Origin of the sequence: Sutcliffiella sp. FSL R7-0096 (assembly GCF_038595065.1) — a bacterium.
In the GTDB taxonomy this organism is placed as follows: domain Bacteria; phylum Bacillota; class Bacilli; order Bacillales; family Bacillaceae_I; genus Sutcliffiella_A.
The window spans coordinates 2,881,714-2,905,145 of record NZ_CP152003.1; the positions used below are offsets into that span (position 1 = coordinate 2,881,714).

The following is a 23,432-nucleotide window of genomic DNA, read 5'->3' on the forward strand; positions in this document are numbered from 1 at the left end:
AGTTGCACCTCTCTCTTTATAAGTTTTCTACAATTGTAGCGACACCTTGTCCGCCGCCTATACATAGTGTTGCAAGTCCTTTTTTCGCTTCACGACGTTTCATTTCATGGATAAGTGTCACCAAGATCCTAGTTCCACTAGCACCAATAGGATGACCAAGTGCGATTGCTCCACCATTTACGTTCAGCTTATCCGGATCAAACTGCAATTCTCTTCCAACCGCAAGTGCTTGTGCTGCAAAAGCTTCATTCGCTTCCACCAAGTCCATCTCTTCCATGGACTGGCCGCCTTTTTCCATCGCTTTTTTCACAGCGGTAACAGGACCGATTCCCATGATGCTTGGATCTACTCCACTGCTTGCGTTGGCTACGATTTTCACAAGGGGTTTGATTCCAAGCTCTTCTGCTTTTTCCTTGCTCATTACCACTACAGCCGCAGCTCCGTCATTTATCCCGGATGCGTTACCAGCTGTAACAGTACCATCCTTTTTAAATGCAGGACGCAATCCGCCAAGCTTTTCGGCCGTGGTTCCTTTTCTAGGATATTCGTCTGTATCTATAGTCAGAATTTCTTTTTTCTTTTTCACTTCTACAGGTACGATCTCGTCTTTGAACTTGCCGTCCTCCATTGCTTGGACTGCTTTTTGTTGACTGTTTGCAGCAAATTCATCTTGTTCTTCTCTTGTTAATTCATATTTGGTGCAAAGGTTTTCTGCTGTCACACCCATATGGTAGTCGTTGAAGGAGCAAGTCAATCCATCAGCCACCATCGTATCGACTAATTTCTGGTCTCCCATACGGAATCCGTCACGCGCGCCTTTTAACAGATAAGGTGCTTGAGACATATTTTCCATCCCACCGGCAACGACAATGTCTGCATCTCCAGCAAGGATTGCTTGTGTCGCAAGATGTACTGCTTTTAACCCTGATCCACATACTTTATTAATTGTCATCGAAGACACTTCTTGCGGAAGGCCTGCAGCCATTGCTGCTTGCCTTGCTGGATTCTGTCCCAGACCCGCCTGCAATACATTCCCCATAATCACTTCATCTACACTATCTGGTGCAAGCCCGGCTTTTGCGAGCGCTTCTTTAATTACTACTGATCCTAACTGTGGAGCGGAAACATCTTTAAATGCCCCACCAAAACTTCCAATCGCTGTTCTGACAGCGCTTACAATAACTACTTCTTTATTCGACATAATTTCCTCTCCTCTCGACTGATTAATTTCTAGATTCATGTCGAAAATCCTTCTTTTTTTATAAAATTTCTATTATTCTTGCTTTTAGACCACTCTATTCCATAAAATTAAGGATGGGAGAAATTATTCGTGAAGGGGGAAACAACTATGAACTTGCCGTCCAAAGCCATTATTATTGAAGTAGGCCCTCGTGATGGGTTACAAAACTTGAAAACATTTGTACCAACGGATGCGAAAATTGAATTTATAAAAGAATTGAAGAAAGCCGGAGTTCCGGAGATGGAGCTGACCTCCTTTGTTTCACCAAGGTGGGTACCACAAATGTCAGATGCCGCTACTATCATTGAAAGTTGCAATGATAGTGAGTCTAGAAATTTTGTTTTGGTACCTAACCAGAAAGGCATTGAGAGATTAAGAAGCACCTCTTGTAAAAATGCCGCTGTGTTCGTTGGGGTGAGTGATACCTTCAATAAGAAAAATATCAATAAAACTACCGAGGAAAGCTTGGTGGAATTGGAACCTTTAGTAAAAGAATTAAAAGAACAGGGGTACTTTGTGCGTGCCTGTATTTCAACTTCCTTTTATTGTCCATATGAAGGGAAAGTAGCAGTGGAAGATGTCGTTTCATTATGTAAGCGCTTTGTTGCTTTTGGAGTGGATGAGTTGAGTGTAGCGGATACGATCGGGATGGCGAATCCAAGGGAAGCCTTTGAGCTTTTCTCTGTTTTGAAAGAGGAGGTAAGAGATGTCATGTTAACCGCCCATTTCCATAACACCCGTGGTATGGCCCTAGCTAATATTTTTGCCGCCCTTCAAGCAGGCGTGGATAGATTTGATACGTCAGCAGGCGGGCTTGGTGGCTGTCCATTTGCCCCGGGAGCATCAGGAAATGTTGCAACGGAGGACGTTGTCTATATGCTAGAACAAATGGGAATTGAAACCGGCATCAATTTGAAGCGTGTCGTAAAAGCATTGGAGAACCTCCTGCCCCATTTGGACAAGCAATATGAAAGTCAGTATTATAAACTTGTCCAAGCAAATGGGACTGCTGTCCCTCCTGGTGTATAAATCCTTGCTCCCTTACTCACTATAAATAGGGAGAATAAGGAAGGGAGAGACCAATATGTCCAAGCATAATAACCACAAAGGTCCCAGCCAAAAGGGACAGCCTAATGCTGAAAGCGTAAAACAGGTTGTTTCTGCTGAAGAAGTGGAACGTGCGAGCCATCCGACAAAGCGTCAGAACTCGGAGCAATAATCGGTCGTTTAATGTATGGAAACTGCAGCGAACTTTTTGCTTGCAGTTTCTTTCTTTTGGAATTAATTCTCTATGAATCCCGGTGATTCAATTATATGAGAGCATTGTTTTCTTTGACCCACTATGTACAACTTAGAATTGTCGCGAACATGTGCTCATTCCTATCCATTATGTCCTAGGGGCAAATAACATGACAGTCACCCCTATCAAGCAGATCCCTGCCCCAAACCAGTCATAAAAATCTGGAGTCTTTCTATCTACTCCCCAACCCCAAAGTACCGAAAGTATAATAAACACTCCTCCATATGCAGCATATACCCTACCAAATGAAGGGAAACTTTGAAACGTTGCCAGGACTCCGTATAGTGCAAGGGCAAGTGCCCCAACCAATCCCAAGTAAGCAGATTTTCCTTCCCTTAGCCAAAGCCATATTAAATAGCCCCCTCCTATCTCCGCTAAGCCAGCCATGAAAAAAAGACCAAAAGCATGAACCAAGATAAACACTCCCTAAATAATCATATCAATTCTATTTTTCATACCTCCAAATGAGGTCTAAATCAATGTATACAAACATAATTTGTAAAAAGTGTTATATGAGCGAACTCCTATAACCCATTCTAAATGAAATAGGTGAGATCTCTATGTATTTCGTATACTTTATGGAAAATAAAAATGTTGTTTTAAGTCAATATCGGAAAGAGTTGCCGAATGTGGATGAGGAATTGAGGATAAAAGGAAGAAAAGGCAAAGTCTTGAGTGTGAGTCATGTGGATGACCGACATATAAATGTCCACGTTGCCTTGGAGAAAGTAGTGAAAAAAGGTTTTGTGGACTTATCGAAAAAGAAGAAGAAATAGTTAAGGTGTATCTGGAGGGAGGTTCTCAATTAAAGAACCTCTCTTCTGTCTAATAAAAGCGTCTATATTTGACTGAAGCCAACCTCCGAACCTAGTGTTTTGTCTAATATAAAGTCTCTTCCCACCGCATCACCCTATACCACCGAGGAATATTCTCCCTAAAATCATTATGATCCTTCAAGACATCCATGGCATAACCGGACAGTAGTTCATACTGCTCTTCTCCCATCTTCTTCCCCCACACAAATGATGACACCACGTGCATGGCACTATAAAGAGCAAATAGTTGCCAAAACTCCTCACTAATTTTCTCTCCACCATTATATCCATCAATTGCTCCAATGGAAAAAGGAACACTTACCTTTATTCCAAAGAAACCGAGTTTTTGTAAGTCATGGAGGGGATCTCCCCAGTCCATCCTCTGAAAATCAATAAACCCAGTAAATTCTTTCCCTTCCACAATGAGATTGCAAGGGTGAAAATCATCATGTTGGAATCTGTTAGGGCGCCCATCCATTAAATACTCATTTGACTTTATGTAGCTTTCGAGTTTACTTACTATCTCTTTGTCTAAATCTTCAAGCTGCTTTAATTCTTCTATGTATCTGTCACTTTTTCTTTTCTTAAGTATGTTCCATGGTTCGGTACCTTCAGGTGCAGAATACTCGTGTAATTTTTCCAATTCCTCCCCCGCTTGAAACCCAACATGATACTGCTCCATTTCTGTCAAACTACTTAAGGCCTCTTCCCCATCTTTACCTGGCAGATATGTCAATACCATATAAGCCAACCCTAAGGTTTCCTGTACACCAAATCCGATTGCTTCTGGCACAAAATTCGAGAGTGAGGATAACACCTTAATTGTTTCAAATTCAATCCTTCTCTGATTTGCATCTTCTATAGGAAAAAGACGGATAAGATACTTATCATCAATTACGAACTTCTTATCTTTGGAAAAACCCTTGGTTAGCTGTTGTATGCTTTTTGCTTCTCTCATGAACGGAATTTCTTGCTCAATAATTTTAACCAATTAACCACATCCCCTTTATAACGACGTAAGAATATTTTATTATCCCCCATAACTCCATTCCGGTCCATGAGATTTTTAAAAAATTGCCACTACAATGAGGACAACAATCAAGATAATAATGAAAACCCCTGTAACCTTCCAACTCACACCTCCTACAAGGTCAACCAAGCTACCGACCATCCCCCGAGTCAAACCGTCATTAAATGCTCCACCGGGATTCTTTTTCCATTCCTTTTGTCTCAATCTTTCCCTCTTCTTCTCAGCTCTATCTTTCTCTCCCATTTAGAAAACCTCCTATCAGTCCAGTAGCCATTTAAAACCATAGTTACAACTTGTTGAAAGTTTCATAATAAAATCTAAAAGATTTGATTATAACTTGGCAGCTCTACTTACATTGTTAGGTGACATTTCCGCTGCGATTGCTACTTCATTTACACTTAACAAAAAAAGATAGAGAGGGAATAATCTTAATTATTCCTTCAGTTTGTAGACAATGGTTAAAATAATGAAATTCTCTAGTTGATCGCAGTGAAAGGAGCGAAGACTCCTGCGGGAGGAAAGGACATGGAAGACCCCGCAGGGCGTAGCCCGAGGAGGCTTCCGGACTGCCCGCGGAAAGCGAAGCTCCTGCAACGAAGATCAACTCTTCCAATCGATAACCTAACTAGTTTATAGTTTGTCAACAGTCTGAGGGAATAATCTTAATTATTCCTTCTCCCATACTAAATCCTCCCTTTCCTCTAACTCTTTGATTGTCTTTAAATGATCCTTCTCGTTCACTATTTTGTAGTCATTAATATACTCATTTCCAACTGTAATTTGGAGAGTACCTGTTTTCATCAAATTATCTTTAGAATTAGATATCAACAAATCAAGTACATAATCCGCTCCGCCTGGTTCCTTGTCAAATTCCCTTTTTAACTCAAGACCTGACAAGTCTTTCATTATTTCTCGAATCGTCGCCTCTTCTTCAATCAGGATGCTTTCCTTGAATGTATAGGTACTCCTCTCCAATTCAACCTTTCTAATTTTCAAATGCCTTATCACACTATCTTCACGAACTTTGTCAAATACAACTGCATCAGAAGTAGTGGATCTTATTTGGTCATATAAAAAGTACCCTCCTACAAACACCACCAAAGCAACTAAGAGTGGCCCGAATCGATTTCTTCTAAGCATTAGCCTAACCGCACCGGCAAATAATGCTCCAAATACCACTAAACTAATAAGAAACTTTAACGTAAGAACACTGTCAACCATCCAAACTCCCCTTTTTCTATTTTCTATTAATCTATAACGAATTAAACATAAAATTACATATTTATCTCCCCAATTTTAATCCGACATTGCCAATAGCATTTTATGAGAGTAAAATTAAACCTAATTAAACTTACAAGGAAAGTGATTATGATGGAAAAACGCCTATACATAATTATAGCTATCTTAATTCTTTCTTTTCCTTGTTTGGCATATGGAGAAATTGCACACTCTTTTCCATTATCCAGTGATACGATATCAACTCATAGCGACATGCAGATTGAACCGGCTGTACAGGCTCCTAATACAAATGGCTGGCAAAAAAATAAGGACATTACTTTTCAATCATCGCTTCCTATATCAATGGACATTCATCATTTTCCATACAAGCATTCAATCAGTCGAGATGTCCTTGCAAAACCTCACCTATTTCTTACACCTTACTTTTATGAAGGTGGCTACCTCTCCTTTACAGTGATTTAGTTAGTTATTGGATATTAGATCACAGAAAAGAGGAAAGATGATGAATCAAAAAACTGAGTTTCAAAAATCTATGGAAACTTATGCTTTTATAATTGCTATGACCGGTTTGTTTCTTACGTCGATTGTAATTGGAGCCATGGTAACCGACCAACATTTATTTTCGATGTTACCGAAGTTTTCTTGGGAAATGGTAAATAGCTGGGACGAAATTTTTAATCGGTAAAAATAACAAAGGTCGACTTGTTGAGGGGATCCTCCCCATACAAGTCGACTTTTATTTATCTATGTTGATCAATTAAGATAGGATTGCCATCTGGATCTTCTATTGTAAGGCTGGCCGGTCCCTTAGTTGATTCATCAGCTTCTGTCAGGATTTTGATTCCTTTTTCTTTAAGTTTCTTTTGAAGGACTCTGACCTCTGTAAATTCATCTAAATTCTCTGCATTTTGATTCCATCCCGGATTAAATGTCAAAATATTTTTCTCAAACATCCCTTGGAAAATCCCGATAACACAACTTTCATTCTTCATAATCAACCAATTATGGCTGATTTCCCCTCCCAATACTTCAAAACCGAGACACTCATAAAATTCCTTTGATTTATGGATGTCTTTAACCGTTAAACTGACTGAAAATGCGCCTAGTTTCATCGTTCCTCCCTTTGGATAAGGAAATACCCTAGCCTTTTTAGTTAACTCTTCCCTATTATATCAACAATATGGAGAGAAAGTAGGGAATTTTCATACTATTTACTTTATACTAATCTTATAGGGGGGGATATGATTGAATTTTACATATGAAGTAATACCAATTGATAGGTTAGATATTTGCAAAGAATGTTGTAATGAATTAATGGTATACCAGAAATCACTGGCGTATATTACACCTGGACGCTTCGATGACATGATATATGAAACCAGATTGATTCCCACTGTAGAAAAAGCTCAACACAATTATGTGGTGGTAGTTAAAGATGAGGATGACGTCATTGGCTATGTTTATGCAAACATCTCTTCAAAAGAGGTATATTCTTCTGAATTTGCCACTTTTTTTGACATGAATTCCGTTGAGAAAACGCATGTTGGATGTTTATCTCAATTTTACATTAAGGACAAATATCGCCAATACGGAATTGGTTCAAAGCTGTTTTCAATGTCAATGAATTGGCTACAGAGCTTTGATCAAGTGGAAGATTACTTCATTTTTGTTTCAAATGGGAATGAAGAGGCACTTAAGTTTTATAAACGAAAAGGCTTTTTTGTAAGTCACGATATCTTGGAAGGATTTATATCGGTTTTAAGAAACAAAAAGGGGGCATGATGATGAATAGTATTTTCAATGAAAATCTCGAAAAATATGCAGACGCTAATGAGTATGATCGTATTCATGAAAACTTTTTAGTAGATTTGCCACTAATTCTCGAATGGGCACCGGAGAAAGGTCCTATTATTGAATTGGCGTGTGGAACGGGAAGATTGACAATTCCATTGGCTGAACAAGGGCATGAAATGATTGGTGTGGATATTCATGGAGGGATGCTCGAACGGGCAAAAGCCAAGGCTAATGATAAGAATTTAACCGTTCAATGGCTCTTACAGGATTGCACTCAGTTATCTCTTAAACCATCCTCTAAGTTCATGTTCATGAGTGGCAACTCATTTCAACATTTCTTGACCAATGAGGTACAAGATGCACTTTTTCAATCCGTTCACCGACAACTAGAAGATGAAGGGATATTCATTTTTGATACAAGAAATCCGATTATGGATGAGTTATCAAAGATGGATGATTATGAAGAGCATTTTAAGCATTCAAATGGTATGCAGGTGAGCGAATATCATAAAGAAACTTATTATCCCATGACACAGATACTTCAATGTGAGACTGAAAGAAGATTTTTTAAGGGCACAAATTTAGAATCAATAGAGAAAGATAAAATTTCTTTACGTTATGTTTTCCCATTGGAAATGCGCCGTCTTATTAATGTACATGGATTTAGGATATTACATGAATATGGGGACTGGAATAAGAGTCCATTAACTCCTAAAAGTCCCCAAATGGTCTATGTTTGCCAAAAGAAATAATAAGAAGGGAGTAGTTATTAAAGTGGCTACTCCTTTCCATTAAGGTCCTTCTGGTCTACATTAAATTCAATTAAATTATTGGAAGGATCCATACAAAAGATTTGTGCAAAACCGCTATTACTATGAGGTTTTTGTACTATTTCAATGTCTTTACTTTGAAGATATTCCACTGTTTGATAATAATCCTCTACTCTGATGGCAAAATGACCATCTCTACTATCGATATTGTTTTCATGTCTCAAGGTTTCTGCCTGTTTATTTTGTATTAAATGAAGCTGCGAATTCCCCACCTGATACCATGCACCAGGAAAATCAAAGTCTGGTCTTTTTAACTCCGTAAAGCCTAGAAGTCTTCCATAAAAGTGTTTTGCTTCTTCAACGTCATTCACTGCTAGGCTGACATGATGTAGGTCCGATATTTTCATCTTTGTTGCACACCTTTCTAAAAGGTTTTAGTGCTAGTATATCACTAATTAATAAACTCATTGTTTTTTACCTAACGAAAAACCCTCAAAAAAATTACCACCATGCGGATCTAATATATCTTGTACAATATCTATAACCTTGTTTTTATCATTCATTTTTTCTGCAAGTAACGCCCCTTCACAATTCGGAAAAAGTCTATTTATGATTTGCTTTGCAGCTTCCATTGCAGGTAAACGTTTTAAATGATTAACTTTCACGCTGTAAACCCCTCTTTTCTCAAAAGCATATCATAAAAAAAAACAGTTTCAGAAAATATTTAGCCTTCTCTCCTCTTCTATTTCCCTTCTTGCTTATCCAAATGATAAACTATGGTATATATACCCTTATGGAGGTTATTCGGTGAAACAGTTAAAGCGCATTTTAATCATTATGGGCATTTTGCTATCCTATATTTTATTTGTCGGAATTTTTTTCACCAATAAAGTAATGTACATTCGTAAAAAAACTAATGAGGAAATTTTACAACGTGAGAAATTACTTGGACATTTTAAAGAAGATGTTTATTTAAAGCTACCTAAACGAGAATTGACCATCCCCTCTCCACTTGGATACAATATTTACGGGGAAATGTATGACGTAGCTGGGTCAACACGATATATGATTTTCAGCCATGGTGTAACACAAAACACCCTAAATTCTATTAAGTACATGAATATTTTCCTTGATAGAGGATGGAATGTCATTTTATATGATCACCGTCGCCACGGAAAGTCCGGTGGAAAGACTACAAGTTACGGATTTTATGAAAAACATGATTTAAAAGCGGTCGTAGATTGGGTTCGTGAACATGGAGGAAGTGACGCAACCATTGGGATCCATGGTGAATCGATGGGTGCAGCGACATTATTGATGTATGCAGGAGGCATTGAGGATGGTGCGAATTTCTATATCGCAGATTGTCCGTTTTCGGATCTTGAGGAACAATTGACCTATCGTTTAAAAGCGGATTTCAAAATTCCCAAGCAGCTTGTGATGCCAATTGCCAATACTTTTTTACGAATAAGAGATAAATACTCCATCCGGGATGTCTCACCTATCAATGTCATTGAAAATATTGAGAATCCTGTGTTATTTATACACAGTGAACCGGATGACTTCATTCCCATTATGATGACCCAGCAACTTTTTGAAAAGAAAAAAGGAAAAAAGCAGCTGTATGTTGCTAGAAACGGGATGCATGCCATGAGTTATTCCGAAAACCGGGAAGAATATGAGAAAGCGATTGATGAGTTTTTAGAACAAATCGGGTACGGCCGAGATAAATAGCAAGGAAAAGGGGCAATCACCTCTGTGGTTGTTCCTTCAACTTTTGAGTTTATTTGGCCAGTCTTCACTTCCCGTTCCTAGATATTTTCTCCCCATGACACTCTTTTTCAAACACGTAAAGTTCTCCATTATTCGCGATTTTAAATTGCGGGCCTCGAAATCCACGTCGAATCAGTTCTTTTCTTAAAAGCATCATAATACCGCCATGGCTGACAATTAACACATTTTCTTTTGATACCAATATCTTATCTAGCGTATCACCTATACTTTTTTTTAACTCCTTTCTGCTTACAGGCTGTGATTTATGGTTCAGCAGCCATGCCGCTCGAATGAACAGTAAGTGCAGGTGTAGTGGTAGACGTGCATGGGAAGGAAGAACAGGAGCCAAATGGATTTCCCTTAATTCCTTGAGTAGATGAATTTCACCGCTATAAATTGCTTTCGCAGTAGTTTGTGCGCGAGGAAGATCACTTGAATAGCATTTCGTCCATTCAATACCTCCTAAATCGACCTCATTTTCTTCTATCTCTGAAACGTCATACTCTTTTATCCAGCTAAGGAGTTCCAGTGAAGAAACTATTTTATTCGGATATCCTCTTGTTACCTTAAAGTGTCGTATCAAGCCTACTTTCAATTGATCACCTCTATTAATGTATGACTATAACTTTTTATCACTCTTAATGATAATTTTAGCATATAATTCCATTTAACTCTTGGTATTCTATTACTAACTTCTTAAATTTTTACTATAATATAAGAAATATGGAAATTAAGGAGACAATGACATGCTCGAGCATTTCAACATAAATATCACCCCCTTTCAATCTGACCGAAGAATAAGCGTCCTCTTACCTAAAGGATATGAAACGACGGACAAGCGTTATCCTGTTTTATATATGCATGATGGACAAAATCTTTTTATCGACAGCGAAGCAAGCTTTGGAGTAAGCTGGGGTATAAAAGACTATTTAGAGAAGCAGTCAGACCTTGAGATTATTGTGGTTGGTATTGACTGCAACCATGAAGGTTTTGAACGTTTTAATGAATATGCACCATGGGAAAATAAAGAACTTGGGCAAAGACTTTTTAACGATGACAAACTTACAGGCGGGAAGGGCAAAGAATATATTGATTATCTAACTTTTGAATTAAAGCCTTTGATTGATGAAAAATATCGAACCCAATCAAATGAGACGGCAATGGCAGGAAGTTCAATGGGTGGACTGATTTCTACTTATGCGGCATGTAAATACCCTCATATCTATAAACGGATTGCTTCCCTGTCTTCTGCCTATTGGATTAATCAAATTGAAATACAAGCTTACATACAAGAAAGTGATTTAAGTGAAATAGAACGATTTTATCTAGATGTCGGCACTAAAGAAGATACATCTTTTATAAACCATCAAATATATATCGACTCAAGTCAAAGTGTTTATGATTTATTGGTGAAGAAAATCGACAAGGTACGTTTTGATATAGTGGAAGATGCGATTCATAACGAGGCTGCTTGGCGAGAGAGGCTCCCTGCCATGTTTGAGTTTTTGTTTAAATAAATCGTTTTTCAGATTAAAAAGGACTCACCACTAAGAATGAGTCCCTTTCATATTTATTTTCTTAAAATGTTTCATATATTACATTTTCATCCAATGGAAAACGTAAAGTACCGTGAGCTTCAGCGGCTGCTTTACCAACTGATATTAACATAATAGGGATATAGCGTTCCGGAATGTTAAATTCTCTTCTGAATGCAACTTTATCAAATCCACCCATCGGCACAGTGTCATAGCCTTTTTCTTTTGCAGCTAGCATCAATTGCATGGAAGCTAGAGAAGCATTCATAACTGCTTCATCACGGGCAAATTGATCGTTCGTATATGCGCCGTGGATCTGGTTCGTCAGAATTTCTTTTACCTCCGGAGTCATGAACCCCTTCTTCACCACTTCACTGTACACTCTTTCCGCATTGTGGTTTGCTTCAAGATCACCTAATATTGCAATAGTGACAGAGCTATCCACCACTTGCTGTTGATTGTAGGCAATTGGTAAAAGTCTTTCTTTCTGATTTTCAGATTGTATCACAAGGAACTTCCAATGTTGCAGGTTCCAAGAAGATGGTGCAGTGATGGTTGCCTCTAATATGTCTTGAAGATCTTTTTGAGGCATATCGTATTGGGTATATTTGCGGACAGAATGACGGTCTTTCATTGTTTCGATTGCTGATTTTGTAGTTGTGTTATTCATGAAGAATTCTCTCCTTCTTCTTGTTGAATTTATTTACTAATCATTTTTAACACATGAATATCTCAATGTCAAAATATATATATTCGAGATAATCGGAGGTTTCATGTGTCATTTGAACGAAATGGAATGAATCGATATATATTTTTCCCGGTTCACAAGAAAAAACTCCATTTAAATAGTAAAGATTTTTTTAGCAACGTGCAACAAAAAAGGTGTCTCCATTACTTCATAGAATACACCTTTTACTTTATTAACTATTTCTTTTCATATGACTCCATATTAATCTGATTTGCCCACGATGGTTCAATTCATCCTCAAATACATGAAACCAACGAAAATAGTTGTTTGCCTTATGTTTAGGACCAAATGGGAACTCTTCGTCCAACCACTTATCTTCTTTTTTCTTAAGTTGGGATTTAGTCTGCTCCCTAACTTTGTCGAGCTTTTGAATATAGAAGGAAGCATCATTACCTTTGGATTCTTTAAACGCACTATCACCTAGTATCAAGCCAGCCTCCAACTTCTGCATTTCTTCCTCTGTAGGATTTCTTTCTTCAAAGGTGAGTATTTGATAAACCTCTTCAACACATGCAATATGTAATAATAAACTACCTATAGAATTTCCTTGTCCTTTTATTCTGTAGTCTAATTCTTCCACCGATAAATCCTGTATAGCCTCAATCGTAGTCCCCCTGGCATACTCCATCATAGCCAAAAGCCGACCTATCTCATGTGAATATCCTTCAGTAGATTCCAAAATAAACGTTTTATCCTTTATTGTTGCCATGATATAGCCCCCTTATTGTTTCAAATGATTTCAACCAGTTAATGATTGTAAAAAAGACATTTACTGAGGCCATCACGTTATTTGTTATTAAATAAAAGATATCTTTGTCAATTTACTGTCCAAAACATCCCACTTACAAGCGATACTGGAGTAAATACTGTCCGAAAATTAATAATACAATCCAAGTGGAAGCTTTTACCGTCCAAAGGCTTGCAAATACATGCGAACCGACAAAAAAACGACCTATCTCCCTAAGCACCTCCGTTCTAGGTACTCTCGATATATGCGTTTTCCTTGAATTTGTGTTGACCTACACTGCCAGGCAAAAAATTTAGTTGCTAAAGTAAATTCGCTAATTTATAATTTCTTCATCATAAAAACACAATTAGGATCTTCTTCATAATCAGCAAACGGCTCACAATAGTCAAAGCCATAACTTTTATAAAGTTTCTGTGCAGGATAAAAAGCCTCCATTGAACCCGTTTCAAGATACAGCCTCTGATACCCCCGTTCATTTGCTGCCCTAATAATGGATTGAAGCATTTGTCCTCCTATACCCTTTCTCAAATGCAACGATGAGGTGCGCATAGATTTAACTTCTCCACTTTCTGCATCCAACTCCTTAAGAGCTCCACACCCAACAACCTCTTCACCTTCCCACACGCTCCAAAAAGTAACATCTGGTTTTCTCAAAGCCTCAAGGTCTAAATAATGGTTGCTCTCTGGCGGAGAGAGAAGATTTAATTTTCTCATATGCTCCTCTACAAAAGTAATGACAGCTGGGTGTTTGACATCATCAATTAATATTTTCATTTGGCATCTCTCCTCTTTGAAATTTATACCGAAATTATCCTGTTATCCTTTGTGCTTTTTCACTTATTCATTTCTTTCCTTATTTTTTTAATTGTACAACCATATATATGTTAAAAAACATGGATGCAATAAGAAAGGTGTAGAGCATTTCTTCCATCCCCATTATTCCAAAAAGTAGAGAAAAAAGGACTACTAAAATAGCTAGAATAATTCCATTAAACATTAGCCCTCCTCCTATATGATTGATACAGCATGATTTGGAAATCTTAAAGCAATGGAAGCACCTGAAGAGAAAATCACTTCGAAGGAAATTGTGAACGGTTTCTCATCGTTTTGAGCAAGAAATAATTCATATGTAAAATATTTCACTTTCTCTTCCCCTTTTACACCTCTGACCGATATCTTATTTTAGCATTAAATTCCAATAACTGACCATAAAAAAATGAATCCAAAAAAGGATTCATCCTACACTTTCTTTACAAACTCCGTCTTCAGCTGCATGGCACCAAATCCATCAATTTTACACTCAATATCATGATCCCCATCGACAAGTCGGATATTTTTCACCTTTGTTCCCTGTTTCACAACAGAAGAACTGCCTTTTACTTTTAAGTCTTTTATGACAGTGACCGTATCTCCATCTATGAGGATATTACCATTTGCATCCTTGTACACTTTCTCTTCTTCTACACTCTCCGTACCTGGTGTCCATTCATAAGCACATTCTGGACATACCAGTAAGTTTCCATCTTCATATGTATATTCGGATTTACATTTTGGACAGTTTGGTAATGTTGACATGTTCTGCTTCCTCCATTTACGCTCTATTTTCACACTTTTTAGCATAGCATAGTTTTTTCTTAAAATTAATCATACATTTTTTCCCTTAATTACTAAATTACATGATATAATTCTTTCAAATTCATATCCGGGGTGAAACGATGATACTCGAAAACCAGAAATCAGAAGTCAAGATATATCCTACTAATCTAATGAAACAAAAAGAAACCACAACAAAACTTGCCATTATTCTACCTGGAGCCGGTTACACTTCTCAAGGGCCGTTGTTGCACTTTTCTTCCGGGCACTTCTTCAACCAGGGGTTCGATGTACTTCAAATCAATTACCGATTTAGCGAAGCGGAACTTGATCCTTTTGATTCGGAAGGATTTTCTACAAATGTTTTACTTACGTTGGATGAGACATTGAAAGAAACACACTATGATCAACTTGTAATAGTAGCCAAATCGATTGGGACACTTGCATTGACGAAATTAATTGAGCATCAAAAATATAAAAACACATCAGCAATTTGGCTCACTCCTTTATTACATCGTGATGACGTGTATCAAACCATGTTACAGAATGAGAACAATGCCCTCTGTATCATCGGCGATAAAGATTTCTGCTATCGGGAAGAGCGATTTGCAAACCTAGTATCTAATTCAACAACAAAAACTCTACTGATCCCTAACGGAGATCACAGTCTTGAAAATAAAGAAGATGTGTTAGGTTCCATTGACATGTTAAAGGATGTCATAGAAAGCGTTATCCAGTTTTCATATTGAATTTCTACAGTACAAGGCCACTCTTGTACTGTTTTATTTTGAATAATTGGTAAGTATTATTGACAATATGTTAATTATACTTTACATTTAGTATATAAAAGTTAACAAAAAGGAGAAGTATATGCTTTGTAATCGGGTGAAAGAATTAAGGGCTCGTCACGGGTTTTCCCAGTCTGATTTGGGCAGCTTGGTGGGTGTAACTAGGCAAACAATAGGCTTTATTGAAAAAGGGGAATTTTCGCCTTCCATTGCTTTAACTTTAAGGCTTGCCAAGCATCTGAAAGTAAAAGTAGATGAGTTATTTTGGTTAGAAGGAGAGGATGAGGAGAATGAATAATGATTTAAGGATTCAGCTTCCACTTTGGACAATCGCATTTTGCATTCTATTGATGCCACTGACTTTTAGTCTTGTGCAGTTGTTTGATTTAATGATTCATAATTCTGATGCTTTTTTCGTTATGAATGGCACAGAGACTTTCTTTAATTGGGGTTTAATGTCCATCCAATTATTCACGGTTAGTAGCTTATTACTTATCTCTTTCTATATTGCATTTTATCGGAGATATAGAAAACATAATGAAAACAACCCTAAAGAAAAACTTTACCTATTTCTTTTTTATCGACCAGGTGAGTTATTGGAAGATGATGAAATGCTTCAACAGGTGTCCAAAAATGCCACAAAAAAGGTCTACATACTTTATGCAAATGCACTTCCGTTGCTTGCACTTCTGATGGTATTCCCTTTTCATCGTTTTGTCTTCATCATGGGGATCTTGCTGGTCATTATCATTCAGAACCTTATTTTTTACAGTGAGACCCGCCAATACTTCTCTGGCAACTATTCATTCGGCAATAAAGTTAAAAAGCCAGACCGTGACCTCTCCAAAGCGAATAAGAGCGTTATACGGGGAATCGCGATTGTAAGTCTTATCATAATAGCTCTATCTGTAGGAAGGCTTGCTCAAATCCATTCTAATTCACAAAGTATCCTTCCTCAGATGGAAGCTTGTATGGACGAGGGTGGTACAGCACTTATAGAGAGTGGCAGTTTATGGAGCCTTACGAAGTTCACATGCAAATAGGCATTGCTTTGCGCAATGCCTCAGACTGTTGACAAACTATAAACTAGTTAGGTTATCTGTTGGAAGAGTTGATCTTCGTTGCAGGAGCTTCGCTTTCCGCGGGCGGTCCGGGAGCCTCCTCGGGCTAACGCCCTGCGGGGTCTCCCATGTCCCTTCCTCCCGCAGGAGTCTTCGCTCCTTCCACTGCGATCAACTAGAGAATTTCATTATTTTAAGCTTTGTCTACACACTGAGGCATTGCTTTGCGCAATGCCTTATTTTCTTTCCAAAATGCTTTTGATTTGGTCTGTATACATCCTATCTAATCCTTCCGTTGTGTAATGGAAATTCTCCATACTTGATACTTTAGTAATCCCCATTTCTACTAGGCGGGCATCGAGTTTATTCAGAACAAAGGTTGGATGTTCACCATTGCTGTCATAACTGCCGGCTTCATCATTCAAATCTATCTTTCTTCCATCAATGAACTCAACTTTGTAATAAAAATCACCTTTATTATGGGTAAAAGGAAGATAAAACCTATCCCCACGAACGCCAGCATCTATTTTCACCACATCATTAAAGTCATACTTCTTGCCTTGTGGATATAGGAAGGAATGGTCTATGATATTCTGATGCGTTATTACGGTGACAGAGGAAAATATAATATAAAAACCAAGAATATTAGTTACGATGAAGCCGATCCATAAAGCCCTACGCTTTCTAGTGATTGGAGTCTTCTCCCTCTCCCAATATTTTCTAAAGAAAAAATAGAAGAATAGGAGAAATAGATAAAGGACAATAATAATGATAAATCTAGAGTATGGATAGTTGAAAATCCATAACACATAGTCATCAGGTACAAATATCTTATACTGAAGATATCCTATAAAGATAAATATAGAAAAACTTAAAATTAGGACCAATAAAGTACCTAATATGTAAACTAAAACTCTCCCTGCTACTTTCAAATCGATCAAATCCCCATTCCAAAAAACTATCTGATTTCTTTATGTTTCAGTCACCTTCAAGTAATAAAGGAATCAATGAAATTTGCCAACGCCTGAATCCCTCGATGAAACTGAAAGGAACCTGCCACAATAATACAAGACATACCAATTCCACTGATTAACCCCGTAACGGATCGGAGGAAATTGTTGCTTACCCGCCAACCACGTAGCTGAGTATATCCATCAACTACCATTGGAAAGTTCAAAAGAACACCAAGTACTAGCAATTTCAAAAATGCTATGTCTGCTGCCATCCATAGCAATGGAACCACAGCAAGGTAACCTAGCAATATCGACATACACCTGTAGCACATTGGGAACTGCCTGCCCCCTATGACAAGCGAGCGTTCTTTTTTTCTATGACAAGGAAAAAAACGTAAGGTTATAATAGCATGTAAATATTCATTCATTTGTTATTCCCCTTAATTAAATGGATTGCAATCACAGTCTGTGCAATCCAACCCATTTGACTCCCCTGAAGACCTCTCTGAAGATCTCGGAAGTGGCATATGACAATAGAAACAATCCCAAATCCCGCCACTTGTATTTTTCTTTTTCCTATCCTGTCTTTTCATATAGTAATGGATGCTTGCAAACAATCCAATTATACTTAAAATTAGAAAGATAATGCTAGCGACCAGCTCTGATGTTGAACTGGACACAATAATCCCATAAATACTACCTATGGAAGTGATACTGAATAAAGCCCATAAAATAAAAATCATATGCAACCCTCTTTTAGTTGTTAATTAATTGATAAAATACCCTTTCCTCCACTCCATACAATTCTTTCCTCATGATGAAAATCCTGCTTCCCCTTGTCGAATATGTATCTTTTTTCCTATTATTTTGTGAGAGTCTCCACGTCCTTCCGCTCATTTTACGAAAATCTATTCTGAAAGCGTTCCCTTTTCCGATAGAATAGATGGGGAGATATCTCCTATTTAAATACAAAAAGGAGTGTTGAAATGAGAAGGTTGGTGGTCATATTGTTAGTAGCATTACTAGTTGTTCCAGTTTCAGTTAATGCAGGCACGATTGGTGGAAAAGACAATCCTGGGGGTGTACCTGGCCAATGGTATGTGGGTGATACACCAAGTAACGTTGATCCGAACAAACCGGTTCTTGTATTCGTCCACGGAATCAACAGTTCATCAAAGACTTGGTGGGAAAACAATAATATGTATCAGACAGCCCTGAACAATGGATATGAAACAGCATTCATCGATGTCCATCCAGATAAAAATATGTGGGATAACGGGGCCATCATCAACAATCGGATACGAGATATAGCCAACCATTTCAACCAAAAGAAGATTGTGATTGTCGCACACAGTAAAGGCGGCATTGATTCTCAGAACGCCCTTGTTCATTATGGAGCCCACCCTTATGTATCTAACCTCATCACTCTATCCACGCCTCATTATGGCTCACAGCTTGCAGACCTTGCTTACAGTGGCTGGGCAAGCTGGCTTTCAGGCATTCTAGGAAGTAAAAATGATGCAACCTACTCGCTTCAAACCGGTTATATGAACAGCTACAGACCTCAAATGGATAATCACATAAACCGTAATCGTAACAGAATCTATACACTCGCCGGAACCAGCTGGGGGAGCTTTGGATCTTCCCTTTATTGGGGCGGCCTATACTTAAGCTCATATGGTTCTAATGATGGTGCCGTCACCGTCAGCAACTCCCGCCTCAACTATAGTACAGAAGTAAGGGTAAGCAACTGGAATCATACGACAGTACGTGAAGGCGGTACATTCCAATACTTCCGTCCCTATTTGACGACTACACAAACAGCCGGCTTTGCACTTGGTGAGGCAGCCGCTACAGTCGAACCCATGGAAAAGGAACCAATTAATATTAGTGCACTTCATCGGGGTGGTCAATTCCAGACCGAAGTGAAACAAACCTTCACTGTAGAGGAAAATGTACAAAAAATTGACCTGGATTGGTTGAGTGACAAGCAGACAAAAGATATCGAAATTATCAGCCCATCAGGGAAAGTTTATAATAATTTCGTCCATTCGGTCGATCAGGAAATTTTCAAAGGTGGCCATCACCACACATTCCAGATTCCGTCACCTGAACAAGGTCAATGGACCGTAAAAGCCAAGAAAGATAAAGCCGCCTACTTGATGACAGTTGGATATCATACCGACTTAAATGAGGAAGTGGTCTTGGAAGATGACACATTAGAACTGAAAAATAAAGGACAAAAAGTTAAGAATATGAATGTAGATGTCAAAATCAATAAAGATGGAAAGGCTAAAGCAGACTTTGGGATGAAAGTTGTCAATAAAGGTAAGGTCGACCTAGACTTTAAAGAAGAAGGTGTCTACACCATCACTCTAGATGTGAAAGGTACCACGATAAACGGGAATCCGTTTGAACGGACCATTGTGAAATCCATTTATGTAGATAAAAACGGAAATAGATACTGAATTCAAGGAAGTGCTCACCCTTGAGGGATGAGCACTTTTGTTAATCTAGTTGTATTTTTCTATTAGAACGGATTAGGGAATATCCTATTAGCAAACTCGCAATAATTAGTTGTGAAAACATAAACGCTTTTGCCCCAGCAGTAGGAGACCCTATTAGAAATGTTGCACCAATCAATAGTAAAATTCCTAATGATACTACAAACATATACACGGATCTTTCCTGCCTAATTAATTTATGCCCTAAAGCTACTAATATATAAATAAAACTTACTAGCATGATAATGGGAAAGAGCGGTTTAAACTTAATGGAATATACAAAGTAGTCTAGTTGTGATATGTTTTCCCTTTCTACTTCCCCATTGTTCAACCATGAAGTGATAATTGCTGTGTGCTTCCATTCAAAAGTGTCATCTATCAACCCACTCCCCTCATACCAAGCAGCGAAAGTGGCGATGCTGAAAAACAAAAATGCCAGACCGAACGGAATAGTTTTTTTCATGCTCATAAATATCCCTACCTTTAAAATCCTTCTATTGAAGTAAACGATTCTAAAAGCAAAAAGGTTTCAATCGGTCCGTTTATTTATTTTCACATTAGGGAACTACTACAACATTGAGGAGGTTCACTCATGAATAAAACAATCATCTATGCTGCCGCCTTAATGGTCGTTGCTCTTATAGGGGCTGGTTTCTATAACGGTTATCAGGACAATAAGGAAACAACTGATTCGGATCAATCATCGAAAACAATGGTCACACTCGGTGACTCATTGACATATGGAGTCGGTGACAAGTCCGGTGAAGGATACGTAGAAAATTTAGAAAAACTGATCCAAGAAGAGAAAGGCACAAATGTAAAAGTGAGAAACTACGGCATACCCGGGCAAGAATCCGGCGGTGTTGTAAAACAAGTCAAACTTACTAACATTCAGAACGACATTCGCAACGCTGATTATATCATCCTCTTTATTGGCACCAATGATTTAATTCAAAGCAATGGCGGTGACTTAAATGTAATCAATGAAGAAAAGATCAAAGAAGGCGCGGTGGAATACGAGAAGAATATACAAGAAATTCTTAAGACGATTCGCCATGAAAATAAAGATGCTCCGATATTATTTCTAGGACTATACAATTCTTATCCAGATTCCGTTGAACATGAAAATATCATTGTCGAGTGGAATGAAAATAGCAAAAAGATAGTGGATGACTATGAGCGGATTAAATTTATTTCTACCAACGATCTTTTCAAGGAAAAATCAAAGGAGTACTTCAGTGATTCCTTGCATCCCAATGAAAAGGGATATGATTTGATGACTAAAAAGATAGTTAATGAATACGATTTTTAAAATTGAAAACGCTCAGGATTGAGCGTTTTCTTCCTTTAGTTACTGCCCAAAGATTTTAAGTAATCCCCAGCATATTCAATATTGAATACACCCCCTTCATGGGCTAATTGGTTTAGCAGATGAGCATGTCCAACTCCATATATGACCAATAGTCGATCACTTTCACAGACTAGACTTTTTATGTTTTTATAGATTAGTAAATTACGATAATACCAATAATTTGCGACCCATTTGGCACCAATTAGATCGTTATTCTCCCCTATTAACGCGATATCCATATATAATTGATGATTCTTCCTCACTTGTTGTGTTTCATTCAAAAAAATAAGATATTCCCCAATTGTTGAGGTACGAGCCTTTTCATTGGCTTCTGCTACCATTCTTTCTAGATTCATGAATAGCCGCCTAGACAATTTTGTTTCATGCGTTTGCATGTATTCGAATATATCTGGTACACCTACTTCTTCGTTCCAATCTACTGCGAATATGTTTGAATGACCTAATTCTTTTGCTAATTGGAATCCGAATTGATGGCGTTCATTAGCAGATATTTTAAAGTTTCCAGATATGTAATCTTGATACTCATTTGTTAGTTTCAATTGATACTTTAATGGATACTCCAACACTATTTTCGTAGGGGAAAATTCTTTCAAACAACTTATAACATTACATACCTCCACCTGTTTGCGTGGTGAGAAAATGTCCAACTCATCGGTTTTTGCATAATCTTGAACAGCAGACTTTTCAAAGTGATCTGTACCTAATATCATGAATGTTGGTTTATTGGACATCGCCTTACTCCTTTACTTTTCCCAATAATTATTTAAGACCTTTATCATTTTCCTGGAGTCATTTCAAAGTGTTCTTCCTTCAATTCAATAAGCGCGATACTTTCGTTTAGGCCCTTTATCTTTAACGCTAAACTCTCTACTCCAAATTTCTCAGTAAAAGTATGGCTTCCTACCAAAAGGTTTATGCCTGCAAACTGAGCATATTGAATAGAATATAAGCTTGCCTCTCCAGTTATGTAAGTATCGCATCCCTGTTCCAAAGCAAATTTAATATGATCTGTTGAATGGCCTGCACCAGTCAACACACCTACTTTCTTTACTTTATTCCCATGGTTTTTCCACGCTCTGACGGGTTCATTCAACTCCGTACTCATTTTCTCTACAAGAGTCTCAAAACTTTTACCTTCATTAAGCTCACCTATACCAGGCATACTAGAGTTCTTATACTCCGAAAATCGTATAATGTTATCAATTCCAATTCGATTCATCAATGAAGTGCATGTCCCAAAATCAATATAATCCAGGGGCCCATGGATCCAGAAATGGCTTATGTTATACTCTTTTAATCTCTTTGTACATTCATCTTTCAATCCATAAATGAAATCCCATGCGTCATGATGAGTAATGATTAAATCAACTTGAGCAGCTTTTGCCTGCTCTATTACTTCAATTGAAAGGTTGGTTGAATATCCAATCGTCTTTATCATGTTATTGGATGTGTTGGTAAATCCGTAATCATCATTGAATTCTTCTAACAATTCTCTAGGGAAAAGCTCATTGATAGTGGCATTGAATTTTGTGATGTTCATAATTCCCTCCTAAAGTATGCATAAATAAACTATTAGTCTATTGCTTTTAACAAAAGATTTAATTCCTTTTCAATTGAAGTTCCGTTATATTCTTTTGTTATTTCGAATGGCTTTTTATATAGACAGGCGTATTTCAATGCAAGAAAACCATCCATAGGGAACGTATAATTTTGCCACTCTTGCCGATAACCTAATATTCCACGCTGTTTAATCACTCTGTCTAACTCCTTCACTACACATAATACGAAATCATCAAAATTACATACAGTTTTCAATATTGTTCTTGGAAAATTCTTATTTTGAACTATTTCGGCAATGTAGTTTTGTTTTTCCGTTATAGTTATCTCTAACTCCTCAAAGTTACGCTTGAATTCCCACCCTAATAGGATTGGCCCCATATTCCAATCAATTCCCCCTTTTATATGATGAAAAGCTCCTTCTTTCCAACTTAATTTACATAGTGGATGAATCGATGCAAGATATGATAAAAAGTCTCCTAGAGCATCAGAATGAAAGGTAGGAGAAAATTCGAATTTCTTACCGTTAATTTCAAAAATACATGTTGCATTTCCGCTTTTGATATCTATGTATGAAAACTTCATATATCGCACCCCGTATTTTTATAATTT

Annotated in this window: 35 protein-coding genes; 14 read left to right on the forward strand and 21 right to left on the reverse strand. The window is 37.7% G+C overall.

From position 1 onward, the window contains the following. Positions 1-16: 16 nt before the first annotated feature. A complete protein-coding gene (locus tag MKY77_RS14725; RefSeq protein WP_339146594.1) occupies positions 17-1,201 on the reverse strand; it encodes an acetyl-CoA C-acetyltransferase in 1,185 nt (394 codons plus the stop codon). A gap of 147 nt (positions 1,202-1,348) precedes the next feature. Here MKY77_RS14725 and MKY77_RS14730 point away from each other — a divergent pair, with 147 nt between their 5' ends. Further along, the gene (locus MKY77_RS14730) at positions 1,349-2,269 is read left to right on the forward strand and encodes a hydroxymethylglutaryl-CoA lyase (protein WP_339146595.1); all 921 of its coding nucleotides are present in this window, start codon (positions 1,349-1,351) and stop codon (positions 2,267-2,269) included. Between the two features lie 55 nt (positions 2,270-2,324). Then, positions 2,325-2,459 carry a hypothetical protein gene (locus MKY77_RS14735; RefSeq protein ID WP_339146596.1) on the forward strand — a complete coding sequence of 45 codons (135 nt, stop codon included), beginning with the start codon at positions 2,325-2,327 and terminating at the stop codon, positions 2,457-2,459. Positions 2,460-2,627: 168 nt separating this feature from the next. On the opposite strand, the gene MKY77_RS14740 is transcribed toward MKY77_RS14735, so the two are convergent. After that, a complete protein-coding gene (locus MKY77_RS14740; RefSeq protein ID WP_339146597.1) occupies positions 2,628-2,954 on the reverse strand; it encodes a YnfA family protein in 327 nt (108 codons plus the stop codon). Positions 2,955-3,118: 164 nt separating this feature from the next. Between MKY77_RS14740 and MKY77_RS14745 the strand changes: the two genes are divergently transcribed. Further along, positions 3,119-3,316, forward strand: coding sequence for a hypothetical protein (locus tag MKY77_RS14745; RefSeq protein WP_342515367.1), 198 nt, complete (start codon positions 3,119-3,121; stop codon positions 3,314-3,316). A gap of 103 nt (positions 3,317-3,419) precedes the next feature. Here MKY77_RS14745 and MKY77_RS14750 read toward each other — a convergent pair whose 3' ends face one another. The 3 genes from MKY77_RS14750 to MKY77_RS14760 all read right to left on the reverse strand — a co-directional run bounded on the left by MKY77_RS14750 (position 3,420) and on the right by MKY77_RS14760 (position 5,606). Further along, entirely contained in the window at positions 3,420-4,346 is a 927-nt protein-coding gene (locus MKY77_RS14750; RefSeq protein ID WP_339146599.1) for a phosphotransferase, read from the reverse strand. Between the two features lie 75 nt (positions 4,347-4,421). After that, positions 4,422-4,628 carry a DUF6366 family protein gene (locus MKY77_RS14755; protein WP_339146600.1) on the reverse strand — a complete coding sequence of 69 codons (207 nt, stop codon included), beginning with the start codon at positions 4,626-4,628 and terminating at the stop codon, positions 4,422-4,424. Between the two features lie 423 nt (positions 4,629-5,051). Next, complete coding sequence (locus MKY77_RS14760) at positions 5,052-5,606, reverse strand: hypothetical protein (RefSeq protein WP_339146601.1); 555 nt, start codon at positions 5,604-5,606, stop codon at positions 5,052-5,054. Positions 5,607-5,753: 147 nt separating this feature from the next. Here MKY77_RS14760 and MKY77_RS14765 point away from each other — a divergent pair, with 147 nt between their 5' ends. Both MKY77_RS14765 and MKY77_RS14770 read left to right on the forward strand, forming a co-directional pair. After that, a complete protein-coding gene (locus MKY77_RS14765; protein WP_339146602.1) occupies positions 5,754-6,086 on the forward strand; it encodes a hypothetical protein in 333 nt (110 codons plus the stop codon). A 37-nt stretch (positions 6,087-6,123) separates the two neighbouring features. Beyond that, a complete protein-coding gene (locus tag MKY77_RS14770) occupies positions 6,124-6,309 on the forward strand; it encodes a hypothetical protein (protein WP_339146603.1) in 186 nt (61 codons plus the stop codon). Between the two features lie 55 nt (positions 6,310-6,364). Here MKY77_RS14770 and MKY77_RS14775 read toward each other — a convergent pair whose 3' ends face one another. Then, a complete protein-coding gene (locus tag MKY77_RS14775) occupies positions 6,365-6,736 on the reverse strand; it encodes a VOC family protein (RefSeq protein ID WP_339146604.1) in 372 nt (123 codons plus the stop codon). 133 nt (positions 6,737-6,869) lie between these two features. Here MKY77_RS14775 and MKY77_RS14780 point away from each other — a divergent pair, with 133 nt between their 5' ends. Further along, on the forward strand, positions 6,870-7,406 hold the full coding sequence (locus MKY77_RS14780; RefSeq protein WP_339146605.1) for a GNAT family N-acetyltransferase: 537 nt from the start codon (positions 6,870-6,872) through the stop codon (positions 7,404-7,406). Next, positions 7,403-8,170 carry a class I SAM-dependent methyltransferase gene (locus tag MKY77_RS14785; protein ID WP_342515368.1) on the forward strand — a complete coding sequence of 256 codons (768 nt, stop codon included), beginning with the start codon at positions 7,403-7,405 and terminating at the stop codon, positions 8,168-8,170. The genes MKY77_RS14780 and MKY77_RS14785 overlap by 4 nt, the downstream gene beginning before the upstream one ends. 26 nt (positions 8,171-8,196) lie before the next feature. On the opposite strand, the gene MKY77_RS14790 is transcribed toward MKY77_RS14785, so the two are convergent. Continuing rightward, on the reverse strand, positions 8,197-8,595 hold the full coding sequence (locus MKY77_RS14790; protein ID WP_339146607.1) for a VOC family protein: 399 nt from the start codon (positions 8,593-8,595) through the stop codon (positions 8,197-8,199). 57 nt (positions 8,596-8,652) lie between these two features. Then, entirely contained in the window at positions 8,653-8,853 is a 201-nt protein-coding gene (locus tag MKY77_RS14795; RefSeq protein ID WP_339146608.1) for a hypothetical protein, read from the reverse strand. Between the two features lie 172 nt (positions 8,854-9,025). Here MKY77_RS14795 and MKY77_RS14800 point away from each other — a divergent pair, with 172 nt between their 5' ends. After that, a complete protein-coding gene (locus tag MKY77_RS14800; RefSeq protein WP_339149831.1) occupies positions 9,026-9,922 on the forward strand; it encodes an alpha/beta hydrolase in 897 nt (298 codons plus the stop codon). Positions 9,923-9,986: 64 nt separating this feature from the next. Here MKY77_RS14800 and MKY77_RS14805 read toward each other — a convergent pair whose 3' ends face one another. Continuing rightward, positions 9,987-10,556, reverse strand: coding sequence for a histidine phosphatase family protein (locus MKY77_RS14805; RefSeq protein WP_339146609.1), 570 nt, complete (start codon positions 10,554-10,556; stop codon positions 9,987-9,989). Positions 10,557-10,707: 151 nt separating this feature from the next. Between MKY77_RS14805 and MKY77_RS14810 the strand changes: the two genes are divergently transcribed. Then, complete coding sequence (locus tag MKY77_RS14810) at positions 10,708-11,478, forward strand: alpha/beta hydrolase-fold protein (RefSeq protein ID WP_339146610.1); 771 nt, start codon at positions 10,708-10,710, stop codon at positions 11,476-11,478. A 61-nt stretch (positions 11,479-11,539) separates the two neighbouring features. On the opposite strand, the gene MKY77_RS14815 is transcribed toward MKY77_RS14810, so the two are convergent. The 5 genes from MKY77_RS14815 to MKY77_RS14835 form a co-directional block, all read right to left on the reverse strand. Beyond that, positions 11,540-12,166 carry a nitroreductase family protein gene (locus tag MKY77_RS14815; RefSeq protein ID WP_339146611.1) on the reverse strand — a complete coding sequence of 209 codons (627 nt, stop codon included), beginning with the start codon at positions 12,164-12,166 and terminating at the stop codon, positions 11,540-11,542. Between the two features lie 250 nt (positions 12,167-12,416). Continuing rightward, complete coding sequence (locus MKY77_RS14820; RefSeq protein WP_339146612.1) at positions 12,417-12,953, reverse strand: DinB family protein; 537 nt, start codon at positions 12,951-12,953, stop codon at positions 12,417-12,419. A 357-nt stretch (positions 12,954-13,310) separates the two neighbouring features. After that, a complete protein-coding gene (locus MKY77_RS14825) occupies positions 13,311-13,766 on the reverse strand; it encodes a GNAT family N-acetyltransferase (RefSeq protein WP_339146613.1) in 456 nt (151 codons plus the stop codon). 79 nt (positions 13,767-13,845) lie between these two features. Next, positions 13,846-13,989, reverse strand: a complete 144-nt coding sequence (locus tag MKY77_RS14830) for a hypothetical protein (RefSeq protein ID WP_339146614.1) — start codon at positions 13,987-13,989, stop codon at positions 13,846-13,848. 242 nt (positions 13,990-14,231) lie between these two features. After that, a complete protein-coding gene (locus MKY77_RS14835; protein ID WP_339146615.1) occupies positions 14,232-14,567 on the reverse strand; it encodes a zinc ribbon domain-containing protein YjdM in 336 nt (111 codons plus the stop codon). Positions 14,568-14,758: 191 nt separating this feature from the next. Between MKY77_RS14835 and MKY77_RS14840 the strand changes: the two genes are divergently transcribed. The 3 genes from MKY77_RS14840 to MKY77_RS14850 all read left to right on the forward strand — a co-directional run bounded on the left by MKY77_RS14840 (position 14,759) and on the right by MKY77_RS14850 (position 16,416). After that, the gene (locus MKY77_RS14840; RefSeq protein WP_342515369.1) at positions 14,759-15,334 is read left to right on the forward strand and encodes an alpha/beta hydrolase; all 576 of its coding nucleotides are present in this window, start codon (positions 14,759-14,761) and stop codon (positions 15,332-15,334) included. Positions 15,335-15,455: 121 nt separating this feature from the next. Then, positions 15,456-15,671, forward strand: coding sequence for a helix-turn-helix transcriptional regulator (locus MKY77_RS14845; protein ID WP_339146617.1), 216 nt, complete (start codon positions 15,456-15,458; stop codon positions 15,669-15,671). Next, positions 15,664-16,416, forward strand: a complete 753-nt coding sequence (locus MKY77_RS14850; RefSeq protein WP_339146618.1) for a hypothetical protein — start codon at positions 15,664-15,666, stop codon at positions 16,414-16,416. Before MKY77_RS14845 ends, MKY77_RS14850 begins: the two co-directional genes overlap by 8 nt. 254 nt (positions 16,417-16,670) lie before the next feature. Here the strand turns inward: MKY77_RS14850 and MKY77_RS14855 are convergent, their stop codons facing one another. Genes MKY77_RS14855 through MKY77_RS14865 form a run of 3 tightly spaced genes read right to left on the reverse strand, consistent with a single transcriptional unit; the run spans position 16,671 to position 18,130 of the window. Continuing rightward, on the reverse strand, positions 16,671-17,375 hold the full coding sequence (locus MKY77_RS14855; RefSeq protein ID WP_342515370.1) for a hypothetical protein: 705 nt from the start codon (positions 17,373-17,375) through the stop codon (positions 16,671-16,673). A 47-nt stretch (positions 17,376-17,422) separates the two neighbouring features. Then, positions 17,423-17,815, reverse strand: coding sequence for a DUF2085 domain-containing protein (locus MKY77_RS14860; protein ID WP_339146620.1), 393 nt, complete (start codon positions 17,813-17,815; stop codon positions 17,423-17,425). Between the two features lie 12 nt (positions 17,816-17,827). Beyond that, entirely contained in the window at positions 17,828-18,130 is a 303-nt protein-coding gene (locus MKY77_RS14865; RefSeq protein ID WP_339146621.1) for a hypothetical protein, read from the reverse strand. A 243-nt stretch (positions 18,131-18,373) separates the two neighbouring features. On the opposite strand from MKY77_RS14865, the gene MKY77_RS14870 reads away from it, so the two are divergent. Continuing rightward, on the forward strand, positions 18,374-19,855 hold the full coding sequence (locus tag MKY77_RS14870) for a hypothetical protein (protein ID WP_339146622.1): 1,482 nt from the start codon (positions 18,374-18,376) through the stop codon (positions 19,853-19,855). A gap of 40 nt (positions 19,856-19,895) precedes the next feature. Here the strand turns inward: MKY77_RS14870 and MKY77_RS14875 are convergent, their stop codons facing one another. Then, entirely contained in the window at positions 19,896-20,360 is a 465-nt protein-coding gene (locus MKY77_RS14875; protein WP_339146623.1) for a DUF4306 domain-containing protein, read from the reverse strand. A gap of 123 nt (positions 20,361-20,483) precedes the next feature. Between MKY77_RS14875 and MKY77_RS14880 the strand changes: the two genes are divergently transcribed. After that, positions 20,484-21,203, forward strand: coding sequence for a GDSL-type esterase/lipase family protein (locus tag MKY77_RS14880; protein ID WP_339146624.1), 720 nt, complete (start codon positions 20,484-20,486; stop codon positions 21,201-21,203). Between the two features lie 35 nt (positions 21,204-21,238). Here the strand turns inward: MKY77_RS14880 and MKY77_RS14885 are convergent, their stop codons facing one another. Genes MKY77_RS14885 through MKY77_RS14895 form a run of 3 tightly spaced genes read right to left on the reverse strand, consistent with a single transcriptional unit; the run spans position 21,239 to position 23,405 of the window. After that, positions 21,239-21,994, reverse strand: coding sequence for a DUF5694 domain-containing protein (locus tag MKY77_RS14885; protein ID WP_339146625.1), 756 nt, complete (start codon positions 21,992-21,994; stop codon positions 21,239-21,241). A 44-nt stretch (positions 21,995-22,038) separates the two neighbouring features. Further along, on the reverse strand, positions 22,039-22,803 hold the full coding sequence (locus MKY77_RS14890) for a Nif3-like dinuclear metal center hexameric protein (RefSeq protein WP_339146626.1): 765 nt from the start codon (positions 22,801-22,803) through the stop codon (positions 22,039-22,041). 32 nt (positions 22,804-22,835) lie between these two features. Then, the gene (locus MKY77_RS14895; protein ID WP_339146627.1) at positions 22,836-23,405 is read right to left on the reverse strand and encodes a hypothetical protein; all 570 of its coding nucleotides are present in this window, start codon (positions 23,403-23,405) and stop codon (positions 22,836-22,838) included. Between the last annotated feature and the right edge of the window lie 27 nt (positions 23,406-23,432).

Bases quoted from the DNA above. Each gene is read 5' to 3' on its own strand.
- MKY77_RS14725 (WP_339146594.1), bottom strand. From the start codon at position 1,201: ATGTCGAATAAAGAAGTAGTTATTGTAAGCGCTGTCAGAACAGCGATT.
- MKY77_RS14730 (WP_339146595.1), top strand. From the start codon at position 1,349: ATGAACTTGCCGTCCAAAGCCATTATTATTGAAGTAGGCCCTCGTGAT.
- MKY77_RS14735 (WP_339146596.1), top strand. From the start codon at position 2,325: ATGTCCAAGCATAATAACCACAAAGGTCCCAGCCAAAAGGGACAGCCT.
- MKY77_RS14745 (WP_342515367.1), top strand. From the start codon at position 3,119: ATGGAAAATAAAAATGTTGTTTTAAGTCAATATCGGAAAGAGTTGCCG.
- MKY77_RS14755 (WP_339146600.1), bottom strand. From the start codon at position 4,628: ATGGGAGAGAAAGATAGAGCTGAGAAGAAGAGGGAAAGATTGAGACAA.
- MKY77_RS14760 (WP_339146601.1), bottom strand. From the start codon at position 5,606: ATGGTTGACAGTGTTCTTACGTTAAAGTTTCTTATTAGTTTAGTGGTA.
- MKY77_RS14765 (WP_339146602.1), top strand. From the start codon at position 5,754: ATGATGGAAAAACGCCTATACATAATTATAGCTATCTTAATTCTTTCT.
- MKY77_RS14770 (WP_339146603.1), top strand. From the start codon at position 6,124: ATGATGAATCAAAAAACTGAGTTTCAAAAATCTATGGAAACTTATGCT.
- MKY77_RS14775 (WP_339146604.1), bottom strand. From the start codon at position 6,736: ATGAAACTAGGCGCATTTTCAGTCAGTTTAACGGTTAAAGACATCCAT.
- MKY77_RS14785 (WP_342515368.1), top strand. From the start codon at position 7,403: ATGATGATGAATAGTATTTTCAATGAAAATCTCGAAAAATATGCAGAC.
- MKY77_RS14790 (WP_339146607.1), bottom strand. From the start codon at position 8,595: ATGAAAATATCGGACCTACATCATGTCAGCCTAGCAGTGAATGACGTT.
- MKY77_RS14800 (WP_339149831.1), top strand. From the start codon at position 9,026: ATGGGCATTTTGCTATCCTATATTTTATTTGTCGGAATTTTTTTCACC.
- MKY77_RS14810 (WP_339146610.1), top strand. From the start codon at position 10,708: ATGCTCGAGCATTTCAACATAAATATCACCCCCTTTCAATCTGACCGA.
- MKY77_RS14815 (WP_339146611.1), bottom strand. From the start codon at position 12,166: ATGAATAACACAACTACAAAATCAGCAATCGAAACAATGAAAGACCGT.
- MKY77_RS14820 (WP_339146612.1), bottom strand. From the start codon at position 12,953: ATGGCAACAATAAAGGATAAAACGTTTATTTTGGAATCTACTGAAGGA.
- MKY77_RS14825 (WP_339146613.1), bottom strand. From the start codon at position 13,766: ATGAAAATATTAATTGATGATGTCAAACACCCAGCTGTCATTACTTTT.
- MKY77_RS14830 (WP_339146614.1), bottom strand. From the start codon at position 13,989: ATGTTTAATGGAATTATTCTAGCTATTTTAGTAGTCCTTTTTTCTCTA.
- MKY77_RS14835 (WP_339146615.1), bottom strand. From the start codon at position 14,567: ATGTCAACATTACCAAACTGTCCAAAATGTAAATCCGAATATACATAT.
- MKY77_RS14840 (WP_342515369.1), top strand. From the start codon at position 14,759: ATGAAACAAAAAGAAACCACAACAAAACTTGCCATTATTCTACCTGGA.
- MKY77_RS14845 (WP_339146617.1), top strand. From the start codon at position 15,456: ATGCTTTGTAATCGGGTGAAAGAATTAAGGGCTCGTCACGGGTTTTCC.
- MKY77_RS14850 (WP_339146618.1), top strand. From the start codon at position 15,664: ATGAATAATGATTTAAGGATTCAGCTTCCACTTTGGACAATCGCATTT.
- MKY77_RS14860 (WP_339146620.1), bottom strand. From the start codon at position 17,815: ATGAATGAATATTTACATGCTATTATAACCTTACGTTTTTTTCCTTGT.
- MKY77_RS14865 (WP_339146621.1), bottom strand. From the start codon at position 18,130: ATGATTTTTATTTTATGGGCTTTATTCAGTATCACTTCCATAGGTAGT.
- MKY77_RS14870 (WP_339146622.1), top strand. From the start codon at position 18,374: ATGAGAAGGTTGGTGGTCATATTGTTAGTAGCATTACTAGTTGTTCCA.
- MKY77_RS14875 (WP_339146623.1), bottom strand. From the start codon at position 20,360: ATGAGCATGAAAAAAACTATTCCGTTCGGTCTGGCATTTTTGTTTTTC.
- MKY77_RS14880 (WP_339146624.1), top strand. From the start codon at position 20,484: ATGAATAAAACAATCATCTATGCTGCCGCCTTAATGGTCGTTGCTCTT.
- MKY77_RS14885 (WP_339146625.1), bottom strand. From the start codon at position 21,994: ATGTCCAATAAACCAACATTCATGATATTAGGTACAGATCACTTTGAA.
- MKY77_RS14890 (WP_339146626.1), bottom strand. From the start codon at position 22,803: ATGAACATCACAAAATTCAATGCCACTATCAATGAGCTTTTCCCTAGA.
- MKY77_RS14895 (WP_339146627.1), bottom strand. From the start codon at position 23,405: ATGAAGTTTTCATACATAGATATCAAAAGCGGAAATGCAACATGTATT.